Source organism: Micromonospora sp. CA-263727, assembly GCF_050942455.1.
In the GTDB taxonomy this organism is placed as follows: Bacteria; Actinomycetota; Actinomycetes; order Mycobacteriales; family Micromonosporaceae; genus Micromonospora.
The window spans coordinates 737,440-749,808 of the sequence record NZ_CP192031.1; the positions used below are offsets into that span (position 1 = coordinate 737,440).

Consider the following 12,369-nt stretch of genomic DNA (forward strand, 5'->3'; position numbering starts at 1 on the left):
CTGAGTTTCGGCCCCGTCGGGCCCGGCTACGGTGACCGGGTGGATCTCAAGCTCTTCGGCGAGGTCTTCGTGACCCTGCTGGTGATCACCGACCCGCCGGGCATGATGCCCATCTTCCTTGCGCTGACCGGCCCGCTGGCCGCCCGGGAGCGCAACCGGGCCGCCTGGCAGGCGGTCGCGCTGGCGCTCGGCGTGATCGTGGTCTTCGCGGTGGCCGGTCAGACGCTCCTCGCCTACCTGCACGTCGACCTGCCGGCGTTGCAGGCGGCCGGCGGGCTGCTGCTGATCCTGGTCGCGCTGGAACTGCTGACCGGCAAGACCGACGACCCGACCAAACAGGCCACCGCCAACATCGCCCTGGTGCCGCTGGGGACGCCGCTGCTGGCCGGGCCGGGCGCGATCGTGGCCACCATGCTCTTCGTCCAGCAGGCCGACGGCGCGGCGGACTACACCGCCATCGCCGCCGCGATCGTCGCGGTGATGCTGGCGGTCTGGATCGTGCTGCGGTTCTCCGGCGGAATCGTCAAGGTCCTGCGTCCCGGCGGGATCGAGGTGCTGACCAGGATCGCCGGCCTGCTGCTGGCCGCGATCGCCGTGCAGCTCATCGCGGACGCGATCTTCGCCTTCGTGGCCGGCTTCACCGGAGCCGGCTGACCGGGCCGGCGGGACTGTCGGGGGTGGATGGCAGGATCGTGGACGTGCGACGAGCCTCCTCATCCGGACGACCCGCTGCCGGTGGGCGCGCGCCCCGGCAGCGCGACGCGCAGCCCGAGCAGCTCGGCTTCGAGGGCATGCCCGAGCGGCTCTTCGTCTGCACACCGAGCAAGCTGGGTGCGTACGCCGACTGTCCCCGGCGCTACCGCTACTCCTACGTCGACCGTCCAGCGCCGCAGAAGGGCCCGCCGTGGGCGCACAACTCGCTCGGCGCCAGCGTGCACACCGCCCTGAAGAACTGGTATGCCCTGCCCGCCGACCGGCGTCGCCCGGAGGTGCTGTCCACCCTGCTCAAGGGCGTCTGGGTACGCGACGGTTACCGCGACGACGAGCAGGAACGCGACGCCTACCGGCGGGCCCTGGGTTGGCTTGAGACCTATCTGGGCGGGCTCGACCCGGCCGACGAACCGGTCGGGGTCGAGCGGGTGGTGGCGGTGAAGACCGGGGTGCTGGCGTTCAACGGCCGCGCCGACCGGATCGACTCCCGACCGGGTGCGCAGGGCCCGGAGCTGGTCATCGTCGACTACAAGACCGGCCGCACCGGGATGGACACCGACGACGCGCGAGGCTCGCAGGCGTTGGCGCTCTACGCGTACGCGGCCGAGCGGGTGTTCCGCCGGCCATGTCGCCGGGTCGAGCTGCATCATCTGCCCAGCGGCACGGTTGCCGCGCACGAGCACACGGTCGAGTCGCTGACCCGGCAGGTGACCCGCGCCGAGGAGACCGCGCGCGACATCATGGCCGCCGAGCGTACGGTGGCCGACGGCGGTGACCCGGACGGCGCCTTCCCGACCACTCCCAGCCCGCGCTGCGGCTGGTGCGACTACCGGCGCACCTGCCCGGCCGGTGCCGCAGTGCCGGGCAAGGAGCCATGGGCCGCCGTCGAGCGGCTCACCGGGCCGCCGGCCGAGCGGGGCTGACGGCGGTGCGCCCAGCGGCGCGTTCCTCGGCCGCGCGCCGCATCGGCCCCTCCCGCCAGTCACGAGGCAACGCGGTCAGGGCGAGCCGCAGCGCGCGTACCGTCACGTCCGCCGAGAGGTCGGTGGTGGGCAGACCGAGCCCGCCGTAGCGTCGCCGCGCCCAGGCCGGCAGCAGCGCGAACGCGGTGCCGGCGATGCCCAGGTACGCCCACCTGGGCGGGCCGAGGTTGAGCCCGACCCGGGCGGGCAGGCTCAGCTGCCACGGCAGCGGCGGGACGGTCAGGAACAGGGCGGTCTCGGCGGCCTCGCGGGTCATCCGCAGTTCGGGGCGGATCTGCCGGTAGTACTCGGCGACCTCGGCGGCGGTGCCGGGGACCGTCTCCGGGGCCAGCCCGACCAGGGCGGCGGCGCGGCGCTGCTCGGTGTAGTAGCCGTCCACCTCGTCCGCGTCCAGCGGCACGCCGGCCCGGCGCGCGGTGTCGAGGAACGACTCCACCTCGGTCACGTGCACCCAGCGCAGCAGCTCGGGCTCGTCGATCCGGAACCGTTCTCCGGTGGCCGGGTCGACCGCCGTCATCCGGCCGTGCCGCCGGCGCAACCGCCGGCCGGCCTCCTCCGCCTCGGCGGTGGTGCCGTAGACGGTGGTCCCCACGTAGTTGGCGGTGCGGACCAGGCGGCCCCAGGCGTCCCGGCGGTAGTTGCTGTTCTGCGCCACCCCGGCCATCGCCCGCGGGTGCAGCGCCTGGAGGTAGAGCGAACGCAGGCCGGCGACGAAGAGGATCGGCTCCGCGTGCAGTTTCCAGGTGACCGAACCGGGGCCGAACAGGCCGACGTCAACGGAGTCCACCAGCCAAGCGTGCCACGCTCCGGTCGGTGCCGGCGTCCACGCAGCGGCCGGGCCGGCGGGTCTGGGCGATCATTCGTCGGCGGATCGGCGGGCCTGGCAGGCGGGGCAGAGCCCCCAGAAGGTCACTTCCGCCTCGTCGACCTGGAAGCCGTGCGCGGTGTCCGGGTCGAGGCAGGGGGCGCTGCCGACGGCGCAGTCGATGTCGGCGATCTCGCCGCAGCCCCGGCACACCACGTGGTGATGGTTGTCGCCGACCCGGGCCTCGTAGCGGGCGGGGCTGCCGGCCGGCTCGATCCGTCGGGACAGCCCGGCGCGGGAGAGCGCGCCCAGCACGTCGTAGACGGCCTGGGTGGAGACCGAGTCGAGGCGCTCCCGCACCCGCCGGGTGATTTCGTCGACCTCCAGGTGGCCGCCGTCGGCCAGGACGTCGAGCACGGCGAGGCGCGGCCGGGTGACCCGTAGGCCCCTCGACCGGAGCAGCTCCTCGCCACCGGGCATGCGTCAATGACAGCACGGCCACCCCGGCACGACAACCACCAGCGGTAACCGGTGGCCCCGGCCACCGGCCAGGTCGATCAGGTGGCAGCTCGGTGAACCGGGCCCATGGATTACCCGTGTGAACCAGCAGAGTCCTGGGCGGGGGAACCGGCGCGCCGTACGCTGGCATCCCGCGATCAACTATGCCGGAGGTGCCGATGTTCGAGAAGGTACTGGGCCTACCCGCACACGTGCTGGTCGTGCACGCGGTCGTGGTCTTCGTCCCGCTGCTGGCGCTGCTCGCCTTCGCGTACATCGTGCTGCCGCGGTTCCGGTCCCGGCTGGACTGGGCGGTGGCGATCCTGGCGGTGCTCGCGCCGATCACGGCCTTCGTCGGTGTGCGTTCCGGTGAGGCGCTCCAGCAGCGGCAGATCGCGCGGGGCTTCTCCGGGGAGATCCTGGACAAGATCAATCAACACGCCGAGTACGGCGAGCTCCTGTTCCGGTTCACACTCGGGCTCGCCGTGGCGGCCATCCTGCTGCTGGTGGCGACCCGCCGGCGCCCTCGGGCCCGGAAGGTGCCCCGCTGGGTGCCCCCGGTGCTGTCGGTCGTGGTGGTGGGCCTGGGTGTGGCCGCCCTCGTCTACGTCTGGCTCACCGGTCACTCGGGTTCCGAGATGGTCTGGGGCAACACCTTCGACTAAGGCCCGGTGCCCAGCCGGGGTGTCCTGACCGGGTGCGCGTCGGGTCAGAACAGCGCCCGGGTGCAGAGCAGGCAGACCAGGATCAGCAGCACCGCGGCGGCGACCGCCCCGACGCCCCAGGTCACCCGCTGCGCCCGCTGTTCCTGCGCGTCCAGCGTGGCCATGTCCTGCGCCGGCAGCCGCCGGGGCGGTGCCGGTCGTAGGTGCACCGGCGGGCGCCAGCCGGGGGGCGGTGCGGTGGTCGGTGGCGGTCCGCCATAGCCCGCCGTACCGCTCGGTGGGGATGTGCTGGCCGGACCGGATGTGTTGGTCGGAGCAGGCGTGCTGGCCGGACCGGGAGCGCCCAGCGGTCGCCCGATGGTCCCCGCCGGGTGCTGGTCCGTCGGGTTGTCGGGCGTGGACCCGTCGCCGGAGTCGGGCCGGCGCCACGGCTCGTCGGAGGCCGGGTCGGGTCGGGGCGTCGTCACGCCGTCCGACGCTACCAACCACCCTGCCGCCGTGCGGTCAGGCCGCGCCGCCCCCACTGCGCGCGCCCGGCTCGCGCCCGCCGAAGGGGCGAGTTCGGCGGTGAACCCGGTTGGCGGCAGCACCCGAGCCTCTCGGGCCTCGGGCCTCGGGCCTCGGGCCTCGGGCCTCGGGCCTCGGGCCTCGGGCCTCGGGCCTCGGGCCTCGGGCCTCGGGCCTCGGGCCTCGGGCCTGGCCAAGATCGATCCTCGCCGCCGTGAGGCACCATTCCGCATCAGCTTGATTTCACCCTGAAATCAATATTTCACCCTGAAATCAGCCGCCCGAGGCAACCAATGTCCTCCCGGCGGCACGAGTCCCCCGGGCGGCACGAGTCCTCCGGGCAGGCCTGAGTTCTTCCGGCACGGCACGAGCCGGATCGCCGCAGCCTCGACACGCACCAGGACTGGGTGCTCTCGCCGGACGGCGGCCACCGGACGGCGGCTGCGTTAACCTTGCCGCTCGTGACGATCCAGGATCCGGGCGGCCGGGGCGACGACGATCGCGCGGTCGACCTCAGCGACGACTTCGTGGTGCTGCCCGAACAGACCGCCGACGACACCGACCGGGGCTGGGGAGAGCGGGCCGGCGGCAACGACGACTGGCTGCTCGCCGAGCGTCCCCCGCACTGGGACTGAGCGCCGCCTGGCACGGCAGCGGCCCGCCTGCGTCGAGGCCGTCCGGGCGGCGGCTCAGGAGGTGCTGGCCGCGGCCGGCGACTTGCTCGTGCCGCCGCTGGCGGAACCGCTCGACGAGGTTCCCGCGGAACCGGACGACGACGTGCTCGACGGGGAGTTCGAGGTGGTCGAGCCGGAGGACGACTCGGACCCGCCGGACTTGCTCGTGGCGCTGCTCGACGCGGTGTCCGTGCTGGCGGAGCCGGAGGACCGGGAGTCGGTGCGGTAGAAGCCGGAGCCCTTGAAGACGATGCCGACGGAGTTGAACAGCTTCCGCAGCCGCCCCTCGCACGCCGGGCAGTCGGTCAGCGGCTCGTCAGAGAAGGACTGGACCGCCTCGAGCTGGTGACCGCACGCGGTGCAGGCGTACTGGTACGTGGGCACGTTCTCCTCCGGATCTGACACGGCCGGTTGGCACTCGACGGATTCGAGTGCCAATGGTGCGTCATTGCCCCCCGGTTCGTCCAGCCGAAGTGTGGGGCGTGACACCCGAGGGGGTCGCCAGCGCCTGCAAGCCACCGGTAGGAGTGACCACCGCCCGCACCGGCAGGTCGTGTGGCTCGGCGGGCAGGGTGTCCAGCAGTTCACCGTCGTGCAGCGGCACCACGGTGAGCACGGTGGCGGGCACCCGGGCCAGGGCCCGGTCGTACGAGCCGCCGCCGCGGCCCAGGCGTACGCCCCGGCGGTCCACGGCCAGCGCGGGCAGCACGACCAGCTCCACGGTGGTGATCGCGGTCACCCCCAGCCGCGGCGTGTCCGGTTCCCGGGTGCCCCGGCCCGCAGCGACCATCGCCGCCGAACCGGCCCAGACGGCCCAGTCCAGGTCGAGATCGTCGCGGAGGACCGGCAGCAGCAACTCCGCCCCGGGCGGCAGCGCGTCGGCCAGCACCGCCGGCAGGTCCGGGCCGCCCGGCTCGCTACCCACGGGCGCGTACGTGGCCACCCTGGCCGGCCGTAGTCGGCGTACCAGGGCCGCCAGCTCGGCCTGGACGCGCGCCGCCGCTGCCTGGCGTCCGGATTCGGTCAACGCCCGGCGGCGCGCGAGCAGCGCCACTCGCGCCGCCCGCTTAGCGTCATGCGCCACTTCCGCTCCCTCAGCAAATTCCGGCACGCAACACTCCTTACGCAACGCTTACTTCGCTGTTGCTCTGTGTCAGCATCGCAGGCAACGGTCGCGCAACTTCCGGGGGGAAGCGTTGACGCTACGCGGGCGGTTGACCGCAGCCTTCCTGGCTGTGGCGCTCGGCCCGGTCCTGCTCGGTGCCGTCTTCGTCGCCTCCACCGTGGCGGCGGTGGACCGGAGCCGGGCCACCGAGCGGCTGGCGGTGGCCGCGACCGCCGTCCGTACCTCGATCGACGCACTCTGCCAGCAGCTGCGGGCCGCCGCGGACGCGGTCGCCCTCACCGCAGACCCGGCCGGCGCGGCCCGCCAGGTGGTCAGCCGGGGACTCGCCGCGGCCGTGCTGGTCACCGACGTGACCGGGCAGGTCAGCTTCGCCACCCCGGACGCCCCGCCGGCACCCTGGCGGGACTGTGCCGCGTCGGCCCCGCCCGGCGGCACGGCGCTCGGTACGGTCACCGCCGCACAACCGGTCGACCCCGGGCTCGTCGCCCGGCTCGCGGCGGTGACCGGGGTCGCGGTGACCCTGCTCGACGGGGCCGCCCCGCCCGTGCGGGTGGCGCACACCACCGAGTCCGCCGGTGGTCGCGACGCCGTCCTCGCCGCCGTCGCCTCCCTGGCCGACGACGGCGTCACCGGCACCCCGGAGGGCCGGTACGTGCGCCGGGCCGGCCCGGCCCCCGGGCAGCCCCTGCCCCTGGTGCTGTCGGTGCCCAGCGACCAGCCGCCCGGCCTGCACGGCGTGCTGGTCGCCCTGGTGCTGCTGGCCGCCCTGCTCGGAGTGGCCGTCGCCTGGCGGCTGGCCCGGGTGACCACCCGGCCGCTGGTGGAGCTGGCCGGGGCGGTGGACCGGGCCGCCGCCGGGGACCTGACTGCCCGGGTGCCGGTGCACAGCGGCGACGAGATCGGCCAGCTGGCCGGTGCGGTCAACCGGATGACCCGCGAGACCGGCGGCTACCTGGCCGCGCTGGCCAGCAGCCGGGACCAGCTGCGCAGCCACCTCGCGGTCCTCGGCGACACCCTGGCCAGCACCCACGACCTGCAACGGATCCTTCGGGTGATCCTGCGCAGCGCGCTCGCGGCGACCGGCGCCCGGGCCGGTGCGGTGCTGCTCACCGAGCAGGGCGACATGCTCGTCGCCCAGTGCACCGAGGGGCTCGACGGGTGCTGGTCCGGTACCGGGTCGCCGCGGGTGCCGTTGGGCAGTGGAGTGGTCGGCGCGGTCGCCGCGACCGGCCAGCCCCGCCGGGGCCGGATGGAACCGGCCGGCGTGTCGTCCGGCGAGCCACCCTGCCGGACGTACATCGCGGTGCCGTTCGCCGCCCCCGCCGCCGAGCCGGCGGACGCGGCGGTGGGCGTGCTCGCCCTCTACGACCGGCTCGGCGGCGAGGAGTTCGACGACGACGACCTGATCAACCTGCGCACCTTCGCCGGGCACGCGGCGGTGGCGGTGGAGAACGTACGGGTGCACGAGGAGGCGCAGCGGCTCTCGCTCACCGACCCGCTGACCGGGCTGTGGAACTACCGCTACCTACGGGAGTCGCTGCGCCGGGAGGTGGAACGGGCCAGCCGCTTCGGGCGGACGCTGAGCTTCCTCGCCCTCGACCTGGACCGGTTCAAGAAGGTCAACGACACGTACGGGCACGCGGCCGGGGACACCGTGCTGACCGAGTTCGCCCGGCGGGTACGCGGCGAGATCCGCGAAGTGGATCTCGCCTTCCGCCAGGGCGGGGAGGAGTTCGTGGTGCTGCTGCCGGAGACCGACGCCCGGGGCGCGACGATCGTGGCCGAGCGGCTCGGCGCGGCCATCCGGGACACCCCGGTCACCGTGCTCGGGCACGCGGGTGTGCCGGAGACGATCACGGTCACCGTCTCCATCGGTATCGCCGTCTACCCCGACCACGCCGACACCGGCCAGCAGGTGCTGGAGGCGGCCGACGAGGCGCTCTACGCCGCCAAGGCGGCCGGCCGGGACACCTGGCGGGCAGCGGGCCCGGATGGTTGCGCCGGTCCGGGGGCTGCCGGCGCGGGCAGCAGGGCGGCCCGGGCGGTGCCGCCGACCCGGGAGCTGCCGGTGTCGGCGGCGGCACGCAGCCCGGAGGACGGCCTGCCCCGGGCCGGGCTCGGCGTCGATGCCGGCGGGTAGGCCGTGCCCGGCGAGCCGACCCGGAACCGGTCCGGCCGGCACCGGCAGAACCGGTCGGGCGGGCGGCGCGTCTTCTGGTCCTCACCCGCCGAGGCACGGCCGTGGCCGATAGTCTCGCGACATGTCGGAGCACTCAGCGCACCCCTCAGCGGCCGCCGCGACCGGCCGTCCCCGTGCCGTCAAGGCGGTCATCCCGGCGGCCGGTCTGGCGACCCGGTTCCTGCCGGCCACCAAGGCCGTGCCCAAGGAGCTGCTGCCGGTCGTCGACCGGCCGGTGCTGCAGTACATCGTCGAGGAGGCCGCGCAGGCGGGCATCGGCGACGTGCTGCTGATCACCGGGCGCGGCAAGACGTCGATGGTGGACCACTTCGACCGTCGCCCCGACCTGGAGGAGCGGCTCGCGGGAAAGCCCGACCTGCTCGCCGCCGTCAAGCGGACCGAGGAACTGGCGGCCATCTACACCTGCCGGCAGCCGGAGCAGCTCGGTCTCGGCCACGCGGTCGGGTACGCCGAGTCGCACGTCGGCGACCAGCCCTTCGCGGTGCTGCTCGGCGACGAGTTCGTCAACCTCTCCGAGCCGCTGCTGCCGGCCATGCTGGAACTACAGGCCCGTACGGGCGGCGTGGTGCTCGCCTTCTTCGAGGTCGACCCGGCCGAGACCAAGCGGTACGGCATCGCCTCGGTCGAGCCGGCGGAGCCGGAGTTCGGTGACCTCGCCGAGGTGGTCAAGGTGACCGGCATGGTCGAGAAGCCGAATCCGGAGGACGCCCCGAGCAACCTCGCCGTCCTCGGCCGGTACGTGCTGCCGGGCAAGATCTTCGACGCGATCAAGCGGACCAGCCCCGGCAGCGGCGGGGAGATTCAGCTGACCGACGCGATGGAGTTGCTGCGCACCGAGGGGACACCGGTGCACGCCATCGTCTACCGGGGCACCCGCTACGACACCGGCATGCCGCTGGGCTACCTACAGACCGTGGTCCAGATCGCCGCCGATCGCGAGGACCTGGGCGGCGAGTTCCGTAAGTGGCTGGTCGAGTTCGTCAACTCCGACGCGTCGGGCGGTCCGAATACATGACCGCGACGGCCGACGCCGAGGCGGCCGAAAACGGGTTGACGCCGCTCGCCGACTACCTGGGCAGCGTGCTGCGCAGGTTACGCGCGCTGCCACCGCTCGACCTCGACCTCACCCAGGCGTACGGCAACGTCCTCGCCGAGGACGTCGTCGCACCACACTCGTTTCCGGCCTTCGACCAGTCGGCCGTCGACGGGTACGCCGCGCGCTGGGAGGACATCGCCGGCGGGGTCCGGGGCGTGGGGTACGTCCCGGCCCAGTCCGGCGGGCCGGGAGGCCGCACGGTACGGCTCAACGTGGTCGGTGACCTCGGCGCGGCCAGCTGGCGGCCGGTCCGGCTGACCCCCGGCTCGTGCTTCTCCGTCGCCGCGGGGGCGCCGCTGCCGATCGCCGCGGACGTGGTGGTCCCGGTGGAGTGGACCGACCAGGGCATGGCGGCGGTGGAGATCTTCCGCGTCCCCAAACGGGGGTACGGCGTACGCCGCGCCGGTGCGGAGGTACCGGCCGGCACGGTCCTCGCCCGCGCCGGCACGTACGTCTCGCCGGCGCTGGTCGCGGTCCTCGCCGCCACCGGCATCGGGCATGTGGTGGTGCGCCCGAGCCCCCGGGTGGTCATCGTGGCCACCGGCGACGAACTTGTCGACGTGGGCCGGGGCAGCCAGCCCGGTCAGGTGGTGGACGCCAACTCGCACGCGTTGACCGCGGCGGCGGCGGAGGCGGGCGCGCTGGCGTACCGGGTGGGCATCTGCGACGACGACCCGGAGGGGCTGCGCGGGCTGCTGGAGGACCAGACCCTGCGCGCCGATCTGATCATCACCACCGGCGGCACCGGCACCGGACCGGGCGACATGGTCCGCCGGATCCTGTCCCGCCGGGAGGGCAGCCGGGCCGGGCCGGTCACCTTCACCGACGTGGCGCTCTACCCCGGCACCGCGCTCGGATTCGGCACCGTCGGCGCCGAGGAGGTGCCGGTGGTCTGCCTGCCCGGCGACCCGGGCGCGGCGATGATCGGCTTCGAGGTGCTGGCCCGCCCGGCGATCAACCTGCTGGCCGGTGCGGAGCCGGTGTTCCGGCCCAGCGTGCGGGCGCACCTGCTGGAGACGGTCTCCTCCCCGGCCGGGCTGCGCGAGTTCCGGCCCGCGCACGTCGCCGAGCGCCGTGGCGGCGGTTACACTGTCCAACCGCTCAACGGCGGCCCGTTCACCCTCTCCGGACTGGCAGAGGCGAATGGACTTCTCGTTCTTGGTGAGCGGGTGACCGCCGCCGCCGCCGGCTCCACCGTGGACGTGCTGCTGCTTGACCGCCGACGGTGAATCGCCGGTGAGGCTCGGGGTTGGAGGATCGGTGCGGTTCAGACGAGCGCCTGGCTGGCCGGCCGTGCTCTCCGACGGCCCGGTGCTGCTGCGGCCGTACCGCCGTTCCGACGCGGCGGCCTGGTCGGCGGTGCGCTGCGCGAACCGCCAATGGCTGGCCCCGTGGGAGTCTTCGCTGCCCGGTGACTGGGACGAACTGAACTCGCCGGCGACCTTCCGGTGGATGCATCGCGACCAGCGTCGCTCGGCACGTACCGGTGAGGGCATGCCGTTCGCGGTCTGCCTTCAGGAGGGCGGCGAGGAGCGGCTGGTCGGGCACATCAACGTGGGCAACATCGTGCGCCGGGCATTCTGCTCCGGCTACGTCGGCTACTGGGTGGACCGCCGGGTTGCCGGCCGTGGCGTGATCCCCACCGCCATGGCGCTCGCCGTCGACCACGCCTTCGGCCCGGGTGGCCTGCACCGGGTGGAGGTGAACATCCGACCCGAGAACCGGCCGTCCCGCCGGGTGGTGGAGAAACTGGGCTTCCGCGAAGAGGCGTACCACACGCGCTACATGCACATCGACGGCGCCTGGCGTGACCACATCGGATACGCGATGACCAGCGAGGAAATCGCCGCCGAGGGTGGCCTGCTGGCCCGCTGGCACCGGCTGCGCGCCCGTACGGCGTGAGCCGTCCCACGTGCGGGATCGGCGCGGCGCGGTGGTTCCGGCGATGGTGACCCTTAACCTCAGGTAACTGCAAGCTGCGGCAGGCGCTGCCCGCTCCGCACGATTCACGACTCCGACGCTGATCGGTGAAAGATCATGCGGCCGGGCGGCGGTTGCCCGGAATTCGGCGACGGGAGGGGTGAGGGTGCCGACCTCGGTGCTCCTCGCCGTCCTCGCCGCCGCCGGCCTGCTCGCCCTCGCCCCGGCGCTGGTCCGTCGGTACGACGCCGCCGAGCGGCTGGTGGCGGAGCGGGCGCAGTCGACGGCGCGGGTGCTCCAGCGCCGTCGGCGACGCCGCACTGTCCCGGGTCGGCGACCGATCAACCCGACCCGCGCACTGGTGGTCACGCTCAGCGAGGACGCCAGCTCGGGCGCGCTCGCCACCCCGGTCTCCGGCCCGCCCGCGCCCCGCCGTCCGGACGGCGATTCCGGCGACCGGTCGCTGCCCCGCCGCTCCGGCCGGCCGAGCCGGCTGCGGGCCGTACCGCCCACCGCGGGCCGGCCCCGCCGCCGCCCGGCCCGGCGCCGCCAACACACCCCCGCCATCTACCGCCGCCGTCGGCTGCTGGCCGCGCTGGTGCTGCTCAACGCCGTCGAGCTGATCGGCGTCGCGGTGGCCGGCCCCGGCTTCTGGATCAGCTTCGCGGTCACCGGCACCCTGTTGCTGGTGTACGTCGTACACCTGCGTGCCCGGGCGGTGGCCGACCGCCGCCGACGCCGGGCCCGGGCCCGCGAGGCCGCCTGGCTGGCCGCCCGCCAGGCCGAGGTACGCCGCGAGCAGGCCCGCCGCGCGGCAGCCCGCCGGGAGGCGCAACGCCGCCTGGCCGCCCAGCGGGAGTCCGTCCGCCGTACCGCCATGGGCCTGGACCGCCCGGCCGACCTGCCGCAGGCGGCCAGCGGCGGCTCCGTCTCCTACCGTCGAGCCGGCGGCCTACGCGGCCGCCCCTACGAAACCGGCCCCGGTTCAGCGTAAGGAGATGTAAGGAAGGGCACCTTATTAACGCCTCGGGTAGAGGAGGGGGCCCCTATTAACGCCTCGGGCGAGCACGTCGCGCTGGGCGGCGGTGCGCGGGGTGCCGGCAGCGCGGGGCGGTTCGCGGCCGGGGCGGTCGACCTGTTAGCCTTGTCGCCGGCCCGCCCGGTGACAGCCGGGTGGGACCGGC

General features: G+C 74.3%; 13 protein-coding genes and 2 pseudogenes. 10 read left to right on the forward strand and 5 right to left on the reverse strand.

The genetic code is table 11. The annotated features are described in order from the left end of the window. Nucleotides 1-39: 39 nt before the first annotated feature. Together ACQPYA_RS03505 and ACQPYA_RS03510 are read left to right on the forward strand one after the other, a co-directional pair. Entirely contained in the window at nt 40-654 is a 615-nt protein-coding gene (locus tag ACQPYA_RS03505) for a MarC family protein (protein WP_433531190.1), read from the forward strand. Nucleotides 655-698: 44 nt separating this feature from the next. Beyond that, nucleotides 699-1,634, forward strand: coding sequence for a RecB family exonuclease (locus tag ACQPYA_RS03510; RefSeq protein WP_433531191.1), 936 nt, complete (start codon nt 699-701; stop codon nt 1,632-1,634). Here the strand turns inward: ACQPYA_RS03510 and ACQPYA_RS03515 are convergent. Both ACQPYA_RS03515 and ACQPYA_RS03520 read right to left on the reverse strand, forming a co-directional pair. Further along, the gene (locus ACQPYA_RS03515; RefSeq protein ID WP_433531192.1) at nt 1,606-2,481 is read right to left on the reverse strand and encodes an oxygenase MpaB family protein; all 876 of its coding nucleotides are present in this window, start codon (nt 2,479-2,481) and stop codon (nt 1,606-1,608) included. The two genes, ACQPYA_RS03510 and ACQPYA_RS03515, sit on opposite strands and share 29 nt — an antisense overlap. Before the next feature lie 69 nt (nt 2,482-2,550). Further along, nucleotides 2,551-2,979, reverse strand: coding sequence for a Fur family transcriptional regulator (locus ACQPYA_RS03520; RefSeq protein ID WP_433531193.1), 429 nt, complete (start codon nt 2,977-2,979; stop codon nt 2,551-2,553). A gap of 197 nt (nt 2,980-3,176) precedes the next feature. On the opposite strand from ACQPYA_RS03520, the gene ACQPYA_RS03525 reads away from it, so the two are divergent. Then, nucleotides 3,177-3,662, forward strand: coding sequence for a DUF2231 domain-containing protein (locus tag ACQPYA_RS03525; protein ID WP_433531194.1), 486 nt, complete (start codon nt 3,177-3,179; stop codon nt 3,660-3,662). 44 nt (nt 3,663-3,706) lie between these two features. Here ACQPYA_RS03525 and ACQPYA_RS03530 read toward each other — a convergent pair whose 3' ends face one another. Continuing rightward, nucleotides 3,707-4,129 carry a hypothetical protein gene (locus ACQPYA_RS03530; RefSeq protein WP_433531195.1) on the reverse strand — a complete coding sequence of 141 codons (423 nt, stop codon included), beginning with the start codon at nt 4,127-4,129 and terminating at the stop codon, nt 3,707-3,709. 501 nt (nt 4,130-4,630) lie between these two features. Here ACQPYA_RS03530 and ACQPYA_RS03535 point away from each other — a divergent pair. After that, nucleotides 4,631-4,804, forward strand: coding sequence for a hypothetical protein (locus ACQPYA_RS03535; RefSeq protein ID WP_433531196.1), 174 nt, complete (start codon nt 4,631-4,633; stop codon nt 4,802-4,804). 61 nt (nt 4,805-4,865) lie between these two features. Further along, on the forward strand, nt 4,866-5,072 hold the full coding sequence (locus tag ACQPYA_RS03540; RefSeq protein ID WP_433533727.1) for a hypothetical protein: 207 nt from the start codon (nt 4,866-4,868) through the stop codon (nt 5,070-5,072). A gap of 62 nt (nt 5,073-5,134) precedes the next feature. Here ACQPYA_RS03540 and ACQPYA_RS03545 read toward each other — a convergent pair. Beyond that, nucleotides 5,135-5,362, reverse strand: a pseudogene (locus ACQPYA_RS03545) (FmdB family zinc ribbon protein); the annotation flags it as partial. Further along, a complete protein-coding gene (locus tag ACQPYA_RS03550; protein ID WP_433531197.1) occupies nt 5,289-5,954 on the reverse strand; it encodes a 5-formyltetrahydrofolate cyclo-ligase in 666 nt (221 codons plus the stop codon). The pseudogene ACQPYA_RS03545 and the gene ACQPYA_RS03550, both read right to left, overlap by 74 nt. Before the next feature lie 85 nt (nt 5,955-6,039). Here ACQPYA_RS03550 and ACQPYA_RS03555 point away from each other — a divergent pair. From ACQPYA_RS03555 to sepX, 5 genes and pseudogenes are all read left to right on the forward strand, one after another. Continuing rightward, nucleotides 6,040-8,221, forward strand: a pseudogene (locus tag ACQPYA_RS03555) (diguanylate cyclase). A 9-nt stretch (nt 8,222-8,230) separates the two neighbouring features. Continuing rightward, nucleotides 8,231-9,184 (forward strand): UTP--glucose-1-phosphate uridylyltransferase, encoded by a 954-nt coding sequence (locus tag ACQPYA_RS03560; RefSeq protein WP_433531198.1) that lies wholly within the window; start codon nt 8,231-8,233, stop codon nt 9,182-9,184. Further along, nucleotides 9,181-10,494 carry a molybdopterin molybdotransferase MoeA gene (locus ACQPYA_RS03565; RefSeq protein WP_433531199.1) on the forward strand — a complete coding sequence of 438 codons (1,314 nt, stop codon included), beginning with the start codon at nt 9,181-9,183 and terminating at the stop codon, nt 10,492-10,494. The genes ACQPYA_RS03560 and ACQPYA_RS03565 overlap by 4 nt, the downstream gene beginning before the upstream one ends. Nucleotides 10,495-10,525: 31 nt before the next feature. Then, a complete protein-coding gene (locus ACQPYA_RS03570; protein WP_433531200.1) occupies nt 10,526-11,167 on the forward strand; it encodes a GNAT family N-acetyltransferase in 642 nt (213 codons plus the stop codon). A gap of 178 nt (nt 11,168-11,345) precedes the next feature. Next, nucleotides 11,346-12,179 carry a divisome protein SepX/GlpR gene (gene sepX / locus ACQPYA_RS03575; RefSeq protein ID WP_433531201.1) on the forward strand — a complete coding sequence of 278 codons (834 nt, stop codon included), beginning with the start codon at nt 11,346-11,348 and terminating at the stop codon, nt 12,177-12,179. Nucleotides 12,180-12,369: the final 190 nt, after the last annotated feature.

What these genes read in the sequence shown, in the direction of transcription:
- ACQPYA_RS03520 (WP_433531193.1), bottom strand. Translation starts at nt 2,979, where the DNA reads ATGCCCGGTGGCGAGGAGCTGCTCCGGTCGAGGGGCCTACGGGTCACC.
- ACQPYA_RS03525 (WP_433531194.1), top strand. Translation starts at nt 3,177, where the DNA reads ATGTTCGAGAAGGTACTGGGCCTACCCGCACACGTGCTGGTCGTGCAC.
- ACQPYA_RS03560 (WP_433531198.1), top strand. Translation starts at nt 8,231, where the DNA reads ATGTCGGAGCACTCAGCGCACCCCTCAGCGGCCGCCGCGACCGGCCGT.
- ACQPYA_RS03565 (WP_433531199.1), top strand. Translation starts at nt 9,181, where the DNA reads ATGACCGCGACGGCCGACGCCGAGGCGGCCGAAAACGGGTTGACGCCG.